Source organism: Hyphomonas oceanitis (genome assembly GCF_036964545.1).
GTDB lineage: Bacteria > Pseudomonadota > Alphaproteobacteria > Caulobacterales > Hyphomonadaceae > Hyphomonas > Hyphomonas oceanitis.
Map to the genome: position 1 here is coordinate 496,265 of NZ_JBALTL010000002.1, position 18,321 is coordinate 514,585.

Here is an 18,321-nt window from a genome sequence, read left to right on the forward strand (position 1 = left end):
TCCCGGCCAACCGGTGCACCGTACTGGCTAATCTTCAGGCAGGAGCGGGCATGACGTCGGTTACCAAGGACTATGCGGCCATCACGGATGGAATCAATCACGGCATTTCAGGGCTACGGCAGACCGACGCGCTGGAAACAATTACGGCTTTCAGCGCAATGTCGAAGGCGGCCATGGGCGATGGCGCGCTCGACAAGAAAACGAAGGAACTGATTGCCCTTGCGATCGGCGCAGCCAAACAATGCGATGGCTGTATCGGATTTCACACCAAGGCCCTGAAGCGTCTCGGCGCGACGGACGAGGAGGTGGCAGAAACACTCGGCGTTGTCGTCTATATGGGCGGTGGCCCCGGCCTGATGTATGCCGGGGATGCCTGGACAGCCTGGCAGGCCCTGAAGCAGGGGTAAGCGGCCCCGATCAGACCGCCACAGGTGCCTTGATATGGGCGTGAGGCGTGTAGTTCTCGACCTTGAAGTCTTCATATTCCCAGCTGAACAGGTCGGTCTTGTCGGGATTGAGCCTGATCGAGGGGAGGGGGCGCGGCTCGCGCGTGAGCTGCAGTTTCGCCTGTTCGACATGGTTGAGATAGAGGTGGGCGTCCCCGAACGTGTGGACGAACTCGCCGGGTTTCAGTCCGGTCGCCCGGGCCATCATCAGGGTTAACAGCGCATAGGATGCAATGTTGAAAGGCACGCCCAGGAAGATATCTGCCGAGCGCTGGTAAAGCTGGCAGTTAAGCTTGCCGTCCATGACGTTGAACTGGAACAGACAATGGCACGGCGGCAGGGCCATTTCGTTCACATCAGCCGGGTTCCAGGCGGACACGATCAGGCGGCGCGAGTTCGGATTCGTGCGGATTTCGTCGAGGACCCACTGGATCTGGTCGATCACGCGGCCGTCAGGCGCTGCCCAGCTGCGCCACTGTTTTCCATACACGGGACCCAGGTCGCCATTGGCATCCGCCCAGTCATCCCAGATCGAAACACCGTTATCTTTCAGGTACTTGATGTTCGTGTCGCCCTTCAGGAACCATAAAAGTTCCACGATGATCGAGCGCAGGTGAAGCTTCTTGGTGGTGACCAATGGGAAGCCTTCAGAAAGATCAAACCGCATCTGGCGACCGAAGACGGCGCGCGTGCCTGTTCCCGTCCGGTCGGCCCGCTCGAAGCCCTTTTCCAGGATGTCTGACAACAGGTCGAGATACTGTTTCATGCGGTCCTCGCGTGCGATTCGTTGGTTAAAAGTCTTAACACAAACTTGCTATTGGCGGCCAATATTTGGGCGCTCGGCAAACAAAATATAATGAATGTTATGAAATATAGAGGCTTGTATCCAAGACTATACCAGGACGGGGGGATATAAGACAGTGATTACGGGACAAGTGAAGAGTCTTATCAGGCGTTGGCGCGATGAAACACGCGGCAATGTCGCGATCATTTTTGCCCTGTCCATCATCCCCATCCTTTCCATCGTCGGCGTTGCCATCGACACGCAGATGACGATGACTCAGAAGAACAAGATTCAGTCGATGATCGACAATGCCGTGATATACGGGGCCCGGTCGATGCAGGCCGGCAAGTCTCGCGCCGATGTGACCAAGGATGTGAACCAGTATGTTGCAGCCCTGCTGAAACAGCAGAAGGGTAATGTCTCCTGCACGGGCGTTGCCCTGGAATATGTCGACGGCAAGCAGGATATCAATGCGACGATCATGTGTTCGCAGCCGACAACGCTGTCGAACCTGTTTGGCCAGACCAAGATGGACTTCCGGGTCCGGTCGGGGTCGACCTATGGCATCGGCAAGCTGGAAGTCTCGTTCGTCTTCGACGTGTCCGGATCGATGGGCAATAGCGGCAAGATGAATGATCTTCAGGTCGCGGCGCGTGATGCCGTGGACACACTGATGCCCGCCAATTCAAATCTCGCCAACCCTGATGATGTGCGCATTGCGATGACGACATACGACACGGCGGTGAATGCTGGCACATATTTCAAGGCGGTGACGAACAAGAACGAGAAGCGCACGATATCGGCAACGTATTGCAGCAAGTATCGGGGAAACGGTACATGCAAAAAATGGAAAACAGCCACCACTTATGTCGATAGTTCCTGCGTGCAGGAACGCGTCGGCTCGCAGGCATTTACAGATGCCGATCCGGGCCCGAATGCCTGGCTGGAGGCGCGCGACCCGGAATATGTTTACGACTCATATAGAAGGAGATGGAGCTGGACATCCATTCCCGATTGCAATGATTTCGGTCCATTGCCGCTGACGCATAACAAGTCTGCCCTGAAGTCCTATATCAATTCGCTGGACGATTATGGCAGCACAGCCGGACACATGGGTGTGGCGTGGGGCTGGTACCTGCTCGCTCCAACCTGGAATTCTGTATGGCCGACAGGTTCGAATGCTCTGCCGTATGATGAGCCGGATGCCGCCAAGGCCATGATCATGATGACCGATGGTGAGTTCAACAAGTATTTCTCAAGCGGTCAGGGCGACTCCTTCGATCAGGCGAAGAAGCAGTGTGACGCCGCGAAGGAAAAGGGTGTCGTGATCTATACGGTGGCCTTCAAGGCCCCCAAGCAGGGTAGGGACATCCTCAGCTATTGTGCCAGTTCGTCAGATTTCGCGTTTACGCCTGATAACGGGCAGGAACTGAAGGACGCCTACAAGCTGATCGCACAATCCATCTCCGATCTCCGGATCACCTACTAATGCCCAACAGGCCGGGATCTCTCATGTTTTATCTACATTGGCATAGCGTTTTGTTCTGAACTGGAGTCAAAGTTGAAGCGCGCTGAACTGTTTTCTGTTGTTGATCGTTGGCGCGCCGATACCGGCGGCAACATCGCGATCATTTTTGCCCTGTCCGTCATCCCCATCCTTTCCATCGTCGGCGTTGCCATCGACACGCAGATGACGATGACTCAGAAGAACAAGATTCAGTCGATGATCGACAATGCCGTGATATACGGGGCCCGGTCGATGCAGGCCGGCAAGTCTCGCGCCGATGTGACCAAGGATGTGAACCAGTATGTTGCAGCCCTGCTGAAACAGCAGAAGGGTAATGTCTCCTGCACGGGCGTTGCCCTGGAATATGTCGACGGCAAGCAGGATATCAATGCGACGATCATGTGTTCGCAGCCGACAACGCTGTCGAACCTGTTTGGCCAGACCAAGATGGACTTCCGGGTCCGGTCGGGGTCGACCTATGGCATCGGCAAGCTGGAAGTCTCGTTCGTCTTCGACGTGTCCGGATCGATGGGCAATAGCGGCAAGATGGCAAGCCTGAAGATCGCGGCGCGCGATGCCGTGGATACGCTGATGCCCGCAGATTCAAATCTCGCCAACCCTGATGATGTGCGCATCGCGATGGTGACTTACGATACCCAGGTAAATGCCGGCGCATATTTCAAGTCTGTGACGAACCTGAATCCAAAACGCGACTTTTCCTACACGTACTGTACCAAGAAAAATAAAAACGGGAGCTGCACGAAAACCAATACCGTCACGACTAACATGACGAGTACGTGCGTCCACGAACGCGGCGGGTCGCAAGCCTTTACGGATGCGGATCCTGGTCCCGGCGGATGGCTTGAGGCGGATGATCCGACATACAATACCAGCAGCGGAAAGTGGTCAGTAAACTGTAACGACATTGGTCCTCAGCCACTGACGCACAACAGGTCCGCTCTCTATAATTATATCAACAATCTCGACGATTACGGGACCACGGCGGGGCATACGGGCGTGGCGTGGGGCTGGTACCTGCTCGCGCCAAACTGGAACTCTGTGTGGCCAGCGGCCTCAAAGCCGCTCCCCTATGACGAGCCCGATGCGGCCAAGGCCATGATCATGATGACCGACGGTGAATTCAATGAAGTATACTTATCCGGTCTGGGGAACTCCTTTCAGCAGGCCCAAAAGATGTGCGATGGCGCCAAGGCGGCAGGTGTCGTGATCTACACGGTGGCCTTCCAGGCACCCAAGCAGGGTAGGGATATTCTCAGCTATTGTGCCAGTTCGTCAGATTTCGCGTTTACGCCTGACAATGGCCAGGAATTGCAGGACGCCTACAAGATGATCGCCCAGTCGATTTCCGACCTGCGCATCACCTACTAGCCGCCTGTTTGTCCATGATCGGGAGGTCGCGGAAAGTGGTTAACTCCACGTTGCGCTGACCTCTCGAAAACGGCCATTGTGCCTAACACGCCGAAAATCTATATCCGTCATAGTGACATGTGGGCGCAGTCAGAATGGCTGTGGATGAGGCACCTGTCATGTTGGTCAATTCGGAACACCAGTCCAAGCGGAGCTTTGTGCGCGATTCGCGCGGGAACGTGGCGGCTATTGCGGCCCTGACGATCATACCCATCCTGTGCGTCGCTGGCATCGCGATCGATTTCCAGATGGCTATCACGCAGAAGAACAAGATCCAGGCGATTATCGATAGCGCAGTGATTGCTGGCTCCAAGGCCATGCAGGCCGGCCAGACGGAAGACCAGATTCGTGTCATGGTCAGGGATTATGTCTCTGCGCTGGTGAAAGTGCAGGACAATGGCCTGACCTGCAGTGCTCCCACACTCGTCTTCCTGGAGGGGACACAGGATATCGAGGCCGGGATCAACTGCTCTCAGGCGACGACCCTGTCCCAGCTGATGCATCGCGACAAGATCGATTTTCGCGTCACCTCCGGTACCACATACGGCGTCGGCAATGTCGATGTCGCTTTCATCTTTGATGTGTCCGGCTCAATGAACTCGAATAACCGGCTCGAGAACCTGAAGACGTCTGCGAAGACCGCATTTGATGAGCTTCTGCCCGATGATCGCGAACTGGATGGCACCGTCCGCATCGCGCTGACGACCTACAACTCCAATGTGAATGCCGGCGAGTATTTTGATAATGTCACGCGCAAGATAACGCTGGGAACGGATGCATCATCGGGTTCAAGTTCAGCAAAGTCCCGCTATGACGCTTATAACAACCGTGTGCTGATTGACCAGAGTACGGGCAAGCGCTTCTTCTATTACGAGCGGGCCACTTGCAGCGGTTATTGCGGCTATAACAGCAGCTGGACCATAACGCCCAAGCGTCGTTGGTTCGAGACCGATATAGGTGACAATACCTGTGTCTCTGAGCGCGTGGGCGTAAATGCCTTTACCGATGCCGCGGGCGGAACCGGCGCTGACGATTCCATGATTGCAGGCAACCCGCTGTGGAACTGGAATACGTACAACAGCTCCAAGGGAAGCGGCTCAAGTGAAGTCGAATATGGCGGCGCGAATTCTTCCAGTGGCGCCTTCAATCCCGCCCCGTCGCAGTGCGAGAATTCCTCGCCATTGCCGCTCACAGAAGACAAGTCGAAACTCGACGATTATGTGGATGCGCTGCATGCAGGTGGCGGTACGGCCGGTCACCTTGGGATTGCCTGGGGCTGGTACCTGATTTCGCCAAGCTGGAATTCGATCTGGCCTTCGGCATCGCACCCGTGGCCATGGGACGAGCCTGACACGGCGAAGGCCATCATCCTGATGACTGATGGTGAGTTCAACCAGACACACCCATCCATCGGCCAGAACTCAATCCAGCTGGCCATGGAGTTCTGCGACGCCATGAAGGAAGAGCCCTACAATGTTCAGATATACTCTGTCGGGTTTCAGGTGCCGAGCAGCGCGGCCAAGACGCCCAGCGGTGAGACCATTCTCGACTATTGCGCGACCGATGCAGGGCATTCTTTCACGCCAAACAATGGTGAAGAGCTGACGGACGCCTACAGGGCCATCGCCCAATCGATTTCGGACTTGCGTATCACACGCTAGGACGGCCGGACCGCGCCGGGTGAACACAAAGGAGCGGGAAAGATGACAGGCAGGTTGATCGGCCAATGGGGCATCTCGCGCCAAGGCAATGTTGCCATCATGGCGGCTCTTTTCATTCCTGCCGTGCTTGCCTTTGGCGGCATTGCAGTGGATTTTCAGTATACGGTCCGGCAGAAAAACAAGGTCCAGCACGCGATGGATTCTGCCGTACTCGCAGGCGCGCTGTCGCGCCAGGCCGGGAAAAGCGAAGCAGAAGTTTCTGCCGATGTGCGCGCCTATGCAAACGCATTGATCGACCAGCAGAGTGGTGGAATTTCCTGCACACCCATCACTGTCAACTTCAATCCGGACAACAAGGACATCGAGGGTAGCATCCGGTGTGACCAGCCGACCTTCATTTCGAACCTCATGGGGTTCGAAAAGCTGAGTTTCCCGGTCTCGTCTACATCGACCTATGCCATCGGGAACGCCGATGTCGCTTTCGTGTTCGACGTGTCGGGTTCAATGAACAGCTATAACCGCTTAAGCCTGCTGAAGTCTGCCGCTGAAGTCGCATTCGATGAACTGCTTCCGGATGACAAGCCGCGGGACGGGAACGTGCGGCTGGCCATCGCGACGTATAACAATGCGGTCAATGCGGGTGAGTATTTTAACGCGGTTACGCGTGAGCAGACGCTCTCGGCGGATGCCAGCAACTCCGCGGCCCGCACGAGTTATGACAGTTATAACAGTGCCCGCATGATTGATAGCGCGACCGGCAAGCGGTTCTTCTATTATGAGCGCGAGCAGTGCCCTGATGGAAACTGCAATGGCAACTGGGACGCGGCACGCCGGGCGTTCGAGGACGCCTCTATGGGGGACACTTGCGTATATGAACGCACGGGCGGCGACGCTGCGACGGAAGCGGCGCCAGGTTCGGGAAAATGGATGGGCGCGGGCAACCCGCGCTGGAACTGGTGGGCCAGCAATTCCAGCAAGCGTGACGGGCAATACCGGATCGAATCTCAGTTCGGGAGTTCATCGCGCGGTGCGTATGACATGTCCTTCGCGGCTTGCCGGGCATCTGGTCCTGTCCCGCTGACTGAAGACAAGGATGCTCTGAAGGCACACGTGCAATCACTGACGGCCAATGGGGGCACGGCGGGTCATATCGGCCTTGCCTGGGGCTGGTACCTGATCTCGCCGAGCTGGGATTCAATCTGGCCGGAGGCATCCAAGCCGCTCGACTATGATGCCAAGCACAATATGAAGGCCGTGATACTGATGACGGACGGGGATTTCAACTCCTACCACCCGACGGCCACTAAAAGCTCGTTCCGGCAGGCGCAGGACCTGTGCGACACGATGAAGGCGGAGCCGGCAAAGATTACGGTCTATACGGTGGGATTCCAAGTGCCGAGCAGTGTGCAGAAGACCGGAGATGGGCGCACCATTCTCGAATATTGCGCAACGACACCGGCCTATGCCTTCAACGCGTCGAATGGCGATGAACTGGCCGCAGCCTATCGCGCGATCGCGCAATCCATCTCGGAATTGCGGATCAAGCAGTAAGTGTCTCGAGCGGATAGGACATGGCCACGTCGCACCTGTCATAGCGCTGACCATAGGTGTCGAGCATTGTCGCATCATGCTCGAAGCCGAGCTTTTCGTAGAGGTGGATGGCCGCCGCGCATTTGCGGTTGGTAAGCAGGTAGAGGCTGTTCATTTCCATGGCGCGCGCCCGTTCCAGGGCCTTTGCCAGCAGGAACTCGCCGGACTTGCGCCCGCGCGCTGATTTGAGCACGCCCATTTTCGTCAGCTCGAAATGGCCATCCTTGACCGGCATCAGCGCGCACGTGCCCACGATGCCGAGGCCGCCCGTTGAGACGAAGAGGATCTGCCCGCCCTTGTCGATGATCAGCTCCTTCGGGTTGGACAGGATGGCGATGTCATTCGGCTCGAGCGTGAACATGTCCGAAATCCACTCGGCATTGATGTCGTAGAAGGCGCCGGCCAGATCGTCTGAATATTCAATAATGGCGTGACCGTCGCGTGCGCGATCCGGCATCGATTTGGCGTCGAGGGCCGCTTCGATCCGGGCGATCTGGTCGAGCAGGCTGCCGTCAGGACCGGCGGCCATTTCTTCGGCGGCACGCGCGACATGGGGCCAGACATCGCGTTTCATGCGGGCCACGGCTGATGTGCCGGCTTCGGTCAGGCTTATCGTTTTCTGGCGCCGGTCCGTTTCAGACACAGTCGTTTCGGCGAGACCCATATCGACGAGGCCCACAAGGCTTCGGGTTACCGCCGGCTGGCTCACGCCGAGAGCGCTGACGGCCTCGCTGACGGTTAACGGCCCGTAGCGGTCGAGCGCGGCCAGCAGGGGAAAATGGCTCGGCTGCGTGATGAAGCAGTTCTGCTCGAAGATCTGGGTCGCGTCGGCCTGCAGGCGTTCGGCGAGCCGCTTCAGTCTGCTGCCCAAGGCAAGATAGCCGAGGTCCTGCAATATGTCTGGCATCATGGTCTCCGCACTATACATAACATGTTATGTATATGGGTTCGCCTGTCAATATGGTTGTGGGCAAAACTCGCTATGCCGCGCAAAGGTCTTTCATATCAGGGAGAGGTCCCCTATATAGATACTGTCTTCGGACTATGGCGATAAACGCGCGTGTAATAAGCGGTTCGGACCCGGGGGCGGTACCCGGCGACTCCACCACAAGCAGGCTCAGGCATACTTCGCCTGTTTCTGACGGGGTCGAAATAGGATCGACGGACGTGTAAAGACGAGGCCTTCGCCGGATTGAGCCCCCTCAGAAGCTCACATCAACATAGTTGCAAATGACAACCATGCTGAAGGTCAACTGCTCGCAGCGTAGCTGTACGTAGTTAACCGAATTAACTCCTAAGGATTCAGCTCCTTAGGCGGGGCCCGGAGGCGCCTGGCAACAGAAGCCTCCACTTTTCTCTCCCTATTCCCGGTAATCCAGCGGCGGCTTGCGGTCGCCAAGCAGCGACTTGTATTCGTAGTTTTCGCCGCGGGCGGCATCAAACTCGTCGCGCGCAGCCTTGCGCAGTTTTGGATCCTTGTAGAGTTCGATTGCGGCGAGCGTCAGCGTCTTGGCGGCGACCTGCGCACCCTTATAGCCGATTGATGTGCCGCTTGCGGCAACGGCTTGCCAGCTGTGGGCAGCGGTTCCGGGCACCCAGGTTGCGGCGCGCATGCCGACTGTCGGCACGGCGTAGGACACATCACCGACATCTGTGGAGCCATAGCCCAGCTTGACGGAATACGGCTGAACTTCGCTTTGACTGCCGAGCGCCAGACCGGGCTTGTCGAAGCTTTTGTAAATCTCTTCGGCAAATTCCTGCTCTGCGGGCGTGTAAGTTATGCCGCCGACTTCACGCAGCTTTTCGTCCATCATCTTGGCCAATGTCTCATTGATGAGGAGCGGATTGTTGCCGTGAATGATCTCCCAGTCGACTTTGGTGCCAGTGCCCAGCGCTGCCCCACGTGCGGCATCTTCCATGCGCGTCCAGATTTCCTCGACGCCTTCTGCGTTCGGATAGCGGGCGTAGTAAAACACTTCGGCAAAGTCCGGCACGACGTTCGGGGCGATGCCGCCCTTGGTGATGACGTAGTGAATCCGCGCGTCCTGGGGCACGTGCTCGCGCATCATGTTGACCATGTAGTTGAACGATTCGACGCCATCGAGCGCCGAGCGGCCACGTTCCGGTGCGCCAGCCGCATGCGCAGAGACGCCATGGAAACGGAACTTGGCGGAGCGGTTGGCGAGTGTCGTGCGCGCGGCGGCCGAGTTCTCATCATCGGCATGCCAGTGCAGGGCAATATCGACATCATCGAACAGGCCTTCGCGGACCATATAGACCTTGCCGCTGCCACCTTCTTCGGCGGGCGTGCCATAGAGGCGGATCGTGCCCGGCGTGCCAGTCTCTTCCAGCCAGTCGCGGATTGCCAGTGCGGCGCCGACCGAACCGGCCCCGAAGAGGTTGTGGCCGCAGGCATGACCCGCTGCCTTGCCTTCTATGGGTGAGCGGTCGGGGCTGGCATCCTGGTTGATGCCGGGCAGGGCGTCGAACTCGGCGAGGACGGCAATGATCGGCCCGCCAGAGCCATAACTGGCAACGAAAGCGGTCGGGATACCTGCGACCCCGGCCTCAACCGTGAAGCCTGCATCCTTCAGGGTCGATTGCAGCAGGCCTGAAGACTTGTCTTCCTGATACCCGACCTCGGCCCAATCCCATATCTGCTTGGCGATGGCGGCCGTTTGTTCGTAGCGCGCATCGACGCTGTCGATAACGGCCTGGTCGCCTTTGCTCTGCGCGTGGGCACAGGCGGTCAGCGCGAGGGCAGCAAGACTTGGGGCGAGAAGGCGCATACGGGAACTCCGGCAGGTTCAGGTTTCTGTCGGCCCCAGACTGTCGCATGGGGCCGATGAAAACAAGGTGTGCAGGAAGTTTGTCCGTGCGCCTTTGCCGGTTGTCTAATCGATAGGCGGGACAGGTTGTTGCGGTACGTCCTTGCTGAGTTCCGGAACTTCCAGAATTCCCCGTCCCAGATGGCTGTGGCTGCGGCTATAGAAGAAGTAGATCAGGAGGCCAATCGCCCCCCAGATCGGCAACACCATTTGTGCAACGAAGGGCAGGTTCAGGTAGAGGCCGAGACAGCCGAGCGCAGCGATTGGAGCGATGACCCAAATCAGCGGCGTGCGGAAAGGCCGGTGACGCTTGGGATCGGTGCGGCGCAGAATCATGACCGCTAGCGCCACCATGAAGAAGGCGAACAGCGTACCGGAGTTGGAGATATCGGCCAGCTGCCCGACCGGGAAGAAGGCGGCTGCGATCGCGACAACGATGCCGGTGAAAATGGTCATCTTCCAAGGGGTGCGATATTTGGGGTGCACGTCCGACAGGCTTTCCGGCAGCAGGCCGTCGCGCGCCATGACGAAGAAGATACGTGTCTGGCCGTAGATCATCATCAGGATGACCGAGGGCAGGGCGATCGAGGCGGCAAGGCCAACCAGGTTGCCGATCAGCGGGAAATTGATCCGGCGGAGCGTTTCAGCCAGGGCTTCCTTGGAGCAGACGATAGGGGCTGTGCCTTCGCGGGCCAGTTCTGCGCAGCGATTGGCGAAGCCAATGCCGTCCGGGCCAAGCACCATACCGGCCGCATCGCGAACCGGCTGGGCGCCCACTGTGCCGACGACACCGGCCGCGACCAGAAGATAGAAAATCGTACAGATGGCGAGGGACCCGATCAGGCCGATGGGCACGTTGCGCTGCGGGTTCTTGGTCTCTTCTGCTGCCGTGGAGACGGCGTCAAAGCCGACATAGGCGAAGAAGATGGACGCAGCTGCGCCGACCACCCCCAATCCGTCATGACCCAATATCCCTGTCGGGAGAAGCGGCGAGAAATTCTCGCCCTTGAGCAGCGGCATGCTGAGAACGATGAAAGCCGTCAGCGCCACGATCTTGATCGCAACAAGTACGGCGTTGACCGAGGCGCTCTCGCTGGTGCCAAGCACGAGGAGCCATGTGACCGCGCCAGCGACCAGAATAGCTGGCAGGTTGACGATGCCATGGCTGAAATCGACAGTCGGAATGAAGCCGCTAAAGCCCCATGCCGGGCCGCTACTTAAAAACTCGGGTAACCCTAGCCCTGTCGTATGCTGGATGAGGCCCATGACATAGCCAGACCAGCCAACGCACACGGCCGAGGCGGCCACGGCATATTCGAGGATCAGCGCCCAGCCGACCATCCAGGCCAGAAGCTCGCCCATGACGGCATAGGTGTAGGTGTAGGCGGAGCCCGACACCGGCACCATCGAGGCCAGCTCGGAATAGCAGAGCGCGGCCACGGCGCAGACAAAGCCAGCGATGACGAATGAGAACATCATGCCCGGGCCGGCCTTTTGTGCGGCGGCGGCGGTCAGCACGAAAATACCCGTGCCGATAATGGCGCCGATGCCCAGCATGGTCAGCTGGAAGGCGCCAAGGGAGCGGTGAAGTGACTTGCTTTCGGCCGTTGCCAAAATGGCATCCAGCGATTTGATCCGGTCGAAAATCATGGGGGAAAATCTTTCAGGCGAGATGCCTATTGCGCAAGGATAGAGGCAAATTTCCCCCGCGCAAGGTGGATTTCGGCGGGTCTCGTTGGGCGGGGGGAGTGCTGCAATGTTTCATCGCATCTGCCCGAAAAAGTGCGCGACTTCATTGCATTGGCGACGGATCGGCGGGCTTTGTGCGTCTTATCACTGTTAATACGGGACAAGACCTATTGGCCCCGCCCGGCTTCTCATGCAGTGCAGCCCGCATGGCCACCGCCATTATTAAAAGACAAGGTATGCCCAGTGACCAACACGCCGACTGCATCAGCCAAACCCGCCAGAAAACGCGAGGCTTTCCTGCCTTTCCTGCCGAAATTCATGAGCGGTACGAAAGCCCTGCGCTGGTTGAAGCGCGTGCATGCGTGGACGGGCCTCTGGGGCGCGCTGATCTTCCTGATGATGGGCATGAGCGGTTTCCTGCTGAACCACAGGTCGACGGCGAAGATAGACACGGGCGCACCGAAGGAGGTGTCATCGGTGGTTCTGGAAGTCGATCCTGCCGCAATCGGATCGCAGGAAGATCTCGGGACGTGGGCTCAGGACACGTTCGGCACAAGCATAGTGCCGCGTGCCTCGAAGGCTGAACCGGCCCGGCAGGGCAAGGGAGAAAGCGCCGTGTTCATGAACACCGAAGTCACGCCCATCGAGGTCTGGAAGCAATCGTTCAAAGGACCGAACGGTTCACTGCTCGTGGAATATGCCAAGGGATCAACCACGGTGACGGCCACCCGAACGGCGGAGAATGTTTTCGGGCTTATCAAGAACCTGCACAAGGGCAGTGGCCTCGGCATTCTCTGGATCCTGTTCATCGACCTGACCGCAGGCGCACTTATCACGATGAGCCTGACGGGCGCATTGCTCTGGAGCCAGCTGCATGGGCCGCGTCTTGCGGCCATCGGGATCGCGTCCGGATGCCTGATGCTGGGCCTGTTCGCCTCGCTGCCGAATTTTATCTAGCTCAACTGTAACGCGCCTCGACCTTCGCTCCGGCCTTGCCGGCGGCGACGGCTTCAACGCTGGCTTTCAGGTCAGCCAGATAGGCGTCCACCACCTCGGCATGCTTCGGCGACAGCATCAGGTGCAGGCTCGGTGGCTCCTTGGTGATGGAGGTAAACCAGCCGCGCCGGTATATCTCGCCATAGATGGCGAAGGCGTGATGCTCCGGATGGCGAAAGGCGACCAAGCCAAGCATCGGATTGCCGAGGATTTCGAAGCCGAGTTGTTTGACGCCTTCTTCAATGCGCTCGCGTGTTTTGCAGACGAGGCCCTGCTTCTCGCGATAGCCCTCGACGCCAAGTGTGTTCATCACAGCCCATGCCGCCGAGATCGCGCCGCCGGGGCGTGTGCCTGCCAGCGTCGGCGTCTTCATTGGCGCGCCAGACCAGCCCGCCATGTCGAACGGCATGTATTCATAGAGGGCTTCTGAGCGGAAGAGGACAGTCGAGGCGCCCTTGGCGCAATAGCCATATTTGTGCAGGTCGGCGCTCATCGAATGGACTTGCGGAACCTCGAAATCAAAAGGTGGCACAGGCACGCCGTTCATGCGCGCGAAGGGTGCGAAATAACCACCGACGCAGGCATCGACATGCAGCCAGACATTCTTCTTCGCAGCCACGTCGCCGAGCGCGGCAATCGGATCAATGATCCCGTGCGGGAAGCTTGGCGCCGAACCGACCATCATGATCGTCGCGTCATCGACCGCTTCGCCCATGGCGACAGGGTCTGCTTCATAGGAGCCGTCAGTCTTTAGCGGCACGCGGCGGATCTCGATATCCATCAGGTGCGCGGCCTTGTCGAAGGCAAGATGGGCTGACTGGGCGAGCACGATATTTGCGCCTTCGCGCGGGCGGCCATTGGCGCGGGCATAGTCGCGCGCGGTCTTGATCGCCATCGTGATCGAGTCGGTACCGCCGGACGTCATCGCGCCGGTCGCGCCTTCCGGGCCATGCAGCAGCTCAAGGCCCATCGCGATGACCTCCTTCTCCATCTGTGCAAGGCTGGGGAAGGCGAGGGGACCAAGGCCATTCTCGGCCATATACATCCCGTAGGCTTCATGTTGCACGCTGGACACGTCCTCGCCGGCATTGAAGACATAGACGGCGGTGCGCCCGTCGCGCCAGGCTGCGTCGCCGCCGCCACGCGCCACCATGTCGGCTTTCACCTCGCTCCAGTCGCGTCCGTGCTGTGGCATCTTCATGGCGTGGGCTTCCTCCGGCATCTCGCTGTTATTTTTGCAGTCAGCTTATACGCCCTTGGGCCGCATGGCCAGCGAACGCGGAACGCCACCAGACCTGCTTGTATGACTGCAGCTGCGAAGATATTCACATCCCCCATGAGGCGACGAGGCGAGGTGAAAAATAATCCTCGCCTGCCGTGCGAAGCCCGTTGCCGGTTGAGGGTGCCGGGCATAGTGTACAGGAAAATAACCAACACCAGAATCGAGGGTCGATCAGCGAACATGACGGACTATATCGGATATGATGCGCTCACCCAGGCTGCCATGCGCGGCGTCGTACGCGAGGCGCTGAAGCGCGCGCTGGCCAATGGAGGCCTGCCGGGCGAACATCATTTCTACATCACGTTCCGCACCAAGGCGCCCGGCGTCAAAGTCGCTGACTATCTGATGGAGCGCTTTCCGGAAGACATGACGATTGTTGTCCAGCACCAGTTCTGGGACCTTGAAGTCAACGAAGGCCATTTCGAGATTATCCTGAAATTCTCCGGCGTGCCGCAGCACCTGTTCGTGCCCTATGCCGCGATCACACGCTTCGTCGATCCGTCGGTCAATTTCGGCCTGACCTTCGAGACAGCTGCGAAGGACGATTCAGTCATCGCGCCCGCCGCTGCCTTCCAGGCCGCTGAGCCCGAGGCCGCACCGGCAGCCGGTACGGTCGTCAATCTCGACGCCTTCCGGCGCAAATAGGTCGTCGGCGCATTGGCAGAGACTGAAAAGCCCCGCATCAGCGATGCTGACATGCTTGCCCGTTTCCAGGGCTCCAAGAAGCGGCCGCCCTGTTCTGACACACTTGGCATGACTTTGGTTGAAGTCGAGCAGGACAAGATGCGCATCCGCATGGATTTTGACGTGCCGCAAATGTTCGCCAACCCGACCGGCGCGGTGCAAGGCGGGTTCATTTCGGCCATGCTGGACGAGGCGATGAGCACATGCGTCATCATCGCGTCCAACGTGACGATGACTGCGCCAACCCTTGAAATGAAAACAAGTTTCCTGCGCCGCCTGATGCCCGGTGCCGCCAGTGTCGAGGCGCGCATCCTGAAGCTCGGCAAGTCTGCCGCCTTCATGGAGGCCGAGTGTTTCGGTCCTGACGGCGAGCTGGTCGCCAAGGCGACCGCGACGGCCATTCCTATGCCGTTCAAGCGCCTCGGCTGATGAGCTTTGATGCGCGGTCCTATTGGCAGGAGATTCTCGGGAATCCCGACAAACGACCGCCGGCGACCGCCTTCGTCAATTTTGAACTGATCGGCTTTGATCCGGAGACGGGGTGGTGCGAAGCGGCTTTCCTCGCGCCATCACAGGCCACCAATCCGGGCGGGAATGTGCAGGGTGGGTTCGTGACGGCGATGCTGGATGAGGTCATGTCGGTGGCTGGCTCAATCGTGCAGGGCGGTCCCGCCATGTCGCCGACGCTGCAGATGACGACCAGCTTCATCCGGCCTGTTCCGGTTGGCGTGCGTCTTATCGGCCGTGGTCAGGTTGTGCGCCGGGGCCGTGCGGCCATCTTCACTGAAGGCTGGCTGCGCAATGAAAGCGGCGATCTTCTGGCGCAGGCGACTGCCAGCTGCATTCCGCGCGCGATGCCTGACCTTCTTCAGAAACAGGAATAAGCGGGCAACGCGCCACGCCTTGTGCTATCCTCCCCACAAAGAAGACTACCGGGAGGAAAACATGGCCGATGATGAGGGCACGATTGGTGTGCCGCAATCCGTAATCGAGGTGACGGCTTTCATGCCGGATGCTCGCAACGATCCGCACCCCAAGCTGAAGGCGCTGCGCGAAAATTGCCCCGTCATGCGCGACGAGATGGCCAAGACCTGGTTTCTCACCCGCTATGGCGATGTGCGCGCCACGGTGAATGACCGGTCATTTGTGCGCCACCCGCTTCAATCGGAGGAGGGCTCGATCTCGCGCCAGCTGATTGAGGACGAGAACGAGCCGGGCCGCACAAGCATCCTGTTCCTCGACGAACCGGATCACTCGCGGGTTCGCCCGCCGCTCGCGAAGGCGTTCTATACGCGCATAAACAACATGAAGGCCGAGATCGAAGCCATTGTGGACGAGACAATCGAGGCGGCGCCTGCCAGTGGCCGTTTTGATCTCATGGCTGAGATTGCCGTACCGATTCCCGTTCTGGTCATTGCGCGCATTCTGGGCGTGGACGAGGAGCGCCTGCCGGAATTCCGCCAATGGTCGGAAGACGTGATCCTCGGCCTCAATCCCGTGCGCACGCCGGAAGAGACGGCGCGCATGGAAACGGGCAGCATCGCGCTCGACACATATTTCCGGGAGCTGATGGAAGCCCGGCGCGCTGCGCCCGGCGGCGACCTCATCTCCGACATGGTGCAATTGCAGGCGAGCGGAGACGCGCCGCTCAGCGATGATGAACTGGTTATCAATCTCGGCGCGCTGCTGGTGGGCGGTAACCTCACGACCACCGACCTGATCGGCAATGGCGTCTGGCTGTTCCTGACCCATCCGGATCAGATGGCCGCCTTGAAAACCGAGCCGGGGCTGGGCGCGCAGGCCGTCGAGGAAGTGCTGCGCTTCGAGGCACCGGTGTCGGCCACGTCGCGCATACTGGAGGCAGACAAGTCTGTCGCCGGGTGCCCCATGAAGCACCGTCAGGTCGTGTTCTGTTCGCTTGCCTCGGCCAATCGCGATGCGGATACGTTCGACGCGCCCGATGCGTTCAACATCACGGTGAAGCGCCCGAGCCATGTCGCGTTCGGTGGCGGCCCGCACATCTGTATCGGCGCCCCGCTTGCGCGTATGGAGGCGCGGCGCGTCTACCAGAAGCTGTTCGAGCGCTATCCGGATATGCGCCTGCCGGAGCAGGATATGGTCTGGCGGGCGCTGCCATTCTTCAGAGGGCTGGAGCGGCTCGATGTGGAGGTCTAGGCCCTAGTCCATCGCCTCGGCGCTGAGCCAGATGCCTTCGCGCTCGCCCACGCGCCGCTCGACCAGCAGGCGGGCGACCTGATGGTCATCGTCGAACACATTGCCGGTGAGGCTGTCGAGCAGGGCCTTGGCGAGATTGTCGAGGTCCATCCAGGGCGGCTCGCCGGTATATTCCATCACAATGTGGACGCTATAGTCGCCAAAGCCGGGGCGCAGGGGCGGGAAGTCCTTGCGGAAGAATTCCTTCAGTAGGGTCTTGTAATATTTTGCCTGCGTCGTCAGGCCATGGCAGCGCACTTCCAGCGCCCCCATCTCCGTGATGCGTGCACGGACTTTGCCTGATTGCACCCAGTCCTTGTTCATATCATTTCCGAGAGGCGAGATGGGGCCACAGACTTCAGGAATTGTGCAGCATTCGCAATCTCCGAAAAGCCGAATTGTGTACAAAAAAGATCAACGCGCTCTTGAGACCTATGCGCCGGAATTATTTTCAGGGAGCCAGGCGAAAAGCGGATTTGTTTTATGTCTGACCACTCAAGCATCCAGTAGCCCGGTCGCTCGACGCCAGAGTCGGTTATCACGAGAACCGGCCCTCGAGTTGTAACGCCGGCAACGACGGACGGAATCGACCTAATCCAAACAAAGATAAGCACTGCAAGGAGAATCCAGATCCGCTTATCATCGGACACGGCGGGACTGAGTACATACGGAAGCGCAATACCAGCGTGGCTAACCAAAAGCAGGAGCAATCCACACATTCCAATAAAATGAAGGACGAGTAAAAACCACGCCAATGCCGGGTTGCGTCGAGCTTCAAATCGTTGAGTGGTGTTCAATGCCGTGTCATCCCGCGCGACGCCATGCGGGCCTCTACGGCTTCCTTGGAATTCTTGAGGCCAAGCCCGGTGGATTCCCGCAGCATCTTGATCGCAGCGAGTTTGCGGCCTGCGGCGATTTCGGCATCGATATCCATCCATCGGGAAACGGTTACGCGCTTCATGGCCGCGTCGATCTCTTCCTGGTTCATGGGAGCGGGCGAAAGCGAACTGCGCCCATTTCCTCGAACCAGGAAGCCCAGCACGAACGCCAGGACGAGCGCGAAGAGGATTACGGGGTCTGACAGCTTGTCGATCATGGCCATATTGTCAGGCAGTCCGGCTGACTTTTCCAGTCATTTCAGGCGCGCCTATGCCTTTTGGCCACCTTGCCCAATGCCGCCTGCATGCTAAACCCCGCGCCAGACATATCCAG

At 58.9% G+C, this 18,321-nt stretch carries 17 protein-coding genes and 1 other RNA gene; 11 read left to right on the top strand and 7 right to left on the bottom strand.

The window, feature by feature from the left end:
* Window positions 1-50 precede the first annotated feature (50 nt).
* Window positions 51-407, top strand: a complete 357-nt coding sequence (locus V7651_RS07340; protein ID WP_035536894.1) for a carboxymuconolactone decarboxylase family protein — start codon at window positions 51-53, stop codon at window positions 405-407.
* A 10-nt stretch (window positions 408-417) separates the two neighbouring features.
* Here V7651_RS07340 and V7651_RS07345 read toward each other — a convergent pair whose 3' ends face one another.
* Window positions 418-1,212 carry a thymidylate synthase gene (locus tag V7651_RS07345; RefSeq protein ID WP_335612748.1) on the bottom strand — a complete coding sequence of 265 codons (795 nt, stop codon included), beginning with the start codon at window positions 1,210-1,212 and terminating at the stop codon, window positions 418-420.
* 154 nt (window positions 1,213-1,366) lie between these two features.
* Here V7651_RS07345 and V7651_RS07350 point away from each other — a divergent pair, with 154 nt between their 5' ends.
* The 4 genes from V7651_RS07350 to V7651_RS07365 all read left to right on the top strand — a co-directional run bounded on the left by V7651_RS07350 (window position 1,367) and on the right by V7651_RS07365 (window position 7,377).
* Window positions 1,367-2,719, top strand: coding sequence for a pilus assembly protein (locus tag V7651_RS07350; protein WP_335612749.1), 1,353 nt, complete (start codon window positions 1,367-1,369; stop codon window positions 2,717-2,719).
* A gap of 72 nt (window positions 2,720-2,791) precedes the next feature.
* Entirely contained in the window at window positions 2,792-4,126 is a 1,335-nt protein-coding gene (locus tag V7651_RS07355; RefSeq protein ID WP_035540953.1) for a pilus assembly protein, read from the top strand.
* 134 nt (window positions 4,127-4,260) lie between these two features.
* Window positions 4,261-5,826, top strand: a complete 1,566-nt coding sequence (locus V7651_RS07360) for a pilus assembly protein (protein ID WP_335612750.1) — start codon at window positions 4,261-4,263, stop codon at window positions 5,824-5,826.
* Between the two features lie 42 nt (window positions 5,827-5,868).
* Window positions 5,869-7,377 (top strand): vWA domain-containing protein, encoded by a 1,509-nt coding sequence (locus tag V7651_RS07365; RefSeq protein ID WP_335612751.1) that lies wholly within the window; start codon window positions 5,869-5,871, stop codon window positions 7,375-7,377.
* On the opposite strand, the gene V7651_RS07370 is transcribed toward V7651_RS07365, so the two are convergent.
* On the bottom strand, window positions 7,367-8,326 hold the full coding sequence (locus V7651_RS07370) for a bifunctional helix-turn-helix transcriptional regulator/GNAT family N-acetyltransferase (RefSeq protein ID WP_035540959.1): 960 nt from the start codon (window positions 8,324-8,326) through the stop codon (window positions 7,367-7,369). The two genes, V7651_RS07365 and V7651_RS07370, sit on opposite strands and share 11 nt — an antisense overlap.
* Window positions 8,327-8,410: 84 nt before the next feature.
* On the opposite strand from V7651_RS07370, the gene ssrA reads away from it, so the two are divergent.
* Window positions 8,411-8,768, top strand: a transfer-messenger RNA (tmRNA) gene (gene ssrA, locus V7651_RS07375).
* A gap of 9 nt (window positions 8,769-8,777) precedes the next feature.
* On the opposite strand, the gene V7651_RS07380 is transcribed toward ssrA, so the two are convergent.
* Together V7651_RS07380 and V7651_RS07385 are read right to left on the bottom strand one after the other, a co-directional pair.
* Window positions 8,778-10,205 (bottom strand): amidohydrolase, encoded by a 1,428-nt coding sequence (locus V7651_RS07380; protein ID WP_335590811.1) that lies wholly within the window; start codon window positions 10,203-10,205, stop codon window positions 8,778-8,780.
* A gap of 105 nt (window positions 10,206-10,310) precedes the next feature.
* On the bottom strand, window positions 10,311-11,894 hold the full coding sequence (locus V7651_RS07385; protein WP_035540962.1) for an amino acid permease: 1,584 nt from the start codon (window positions 11,892-11,894) through the stop codon (window positions 10,311-10,313).
* Window positions 11,895-12,176: 282 nt separating this feature from the next.
* Between V7651_RS07385 and V7651_RS07390 the strand changes: the two genes are divergently transcribed.
* Window positions 12,177-12,890 (top strand): PepSY-associated TM helix domain-containing protein, encoded by a 714-nt coding sequence (locus tag V7651_RS07390; protein ID WP_335612752.1) that lies wholly within the window; start codon window positions 12,177-12,179, stop codon window positions 12,888-12,890.
* A gap of 1 nt (window position 12,891) precedes the next feature.
* Here the strand turns inward: V7651_RS07390 and V7651_RS07395 are convergent, their stop codons facing one another.
* Complete coding sequence (locus V7651_RS07395; protein WP_335612753.1) at window positions 12,892-14,130, bottom strand: pyridoxal phosphate-dependent decarboxylase family protein; 1,239 nt, start codon at window positions 14,128-14,130, stop codon at window positions 12,892-12,894.
* A gap of 261 nt (window positions 14,131-14,391) precedes the next feature.
* Here V7651_RS07395 and V7651_RS07400 point away from each other — a divergent pair, with 261 nt between their 5' ends.
* The 4 genes from V7651_RS07400 (at window position 14,392) to V7651_RS07415 (ending at window position 17,070) form a co-directional block, all read left to right on the top strand.
* On the top strand, window positions 14,392-14,856 hold the full coding sequence (locus tag V7651_RS07400; protein WP_035540966.1) for an SspB family protein: 465 nt from the start codon (window positions 14,392-14,394) through the stop codon (window positions 14,854-14,856).
* A 12-nt stretch (window positions 14,857-14,868) separates the two neighbouring features.
* Window positions 14,869-15,324, top strand: coding sequence for a PaaI family thioesterase (locus V7651_RS07405; RefSeq protein ID WP_335590807.1), 456 nt, complete (start codon window positions 14,869-14,871; stop codon window positions 15,322-15,324).
* Window positions 15,324-15,779, top strand: a complete 456-nt coding sequence (locus V7651_RS07410; protein ID WP_335612754.1) for a PaaI family thioesterase — start codon at window positions 15,324-15,326, stop codon at window positions 15,777-15,779. The genes V7651_RS07405 and V7651_RS07410 overlap by 1 nt, the downstream gene beginning before the upstream one ends.
* A gap of 61 nt (window positions 15,780-15,840) precedes the next feature.
* On the top strand, window positions 15,841-17,070 hold the full coding sequence (locus V7651_RS07415) for a cytochrome P450 (protein ID WP_335612755.1): 1,230 nt from the start codon (window positions 15,841-15,843) through the stop codon (window positions 17,068-17,070).
* 3 nt (window positions 17,071-17,073) lie between these two features.
* Here V7651_RS07415 and V7651_RS07420 read toward each other — a convergent pair whose 3' ends face one another.
* Together V7651_RS07420 and V7651_RS07425 are read right to left on the bottom strand one after the other, a co-directional pair.
* Window positions 17,074-17,433: a RusA family crossover junction endodeoxyribonuclease gene (locus V7651_RS07420; protein ID WP_335612756.1), complete on the bottom strand. Its 360-nt coding sequence runs from the start codon at window positions 17,431-17,433 to the stop codon at window positions 17,074-17,076.
* Window positions 17,434-17,902: 469 nt separating this feature from the next.
* Window positions 17,903-18,211 (bottom strand): ribosomal protein L7/L12, encoded by a 309-nt coding sequence (locus tag V7651_RS07425; RefSeq protein ID WP_335612757.1) that lies wholly within the window; start codon window positions 18,209-18,211, stop codon window positions 17,903-17,905.
* Between the last annotated feature and the right edge of the window lie 110 nt (window positions 18,212-18,321).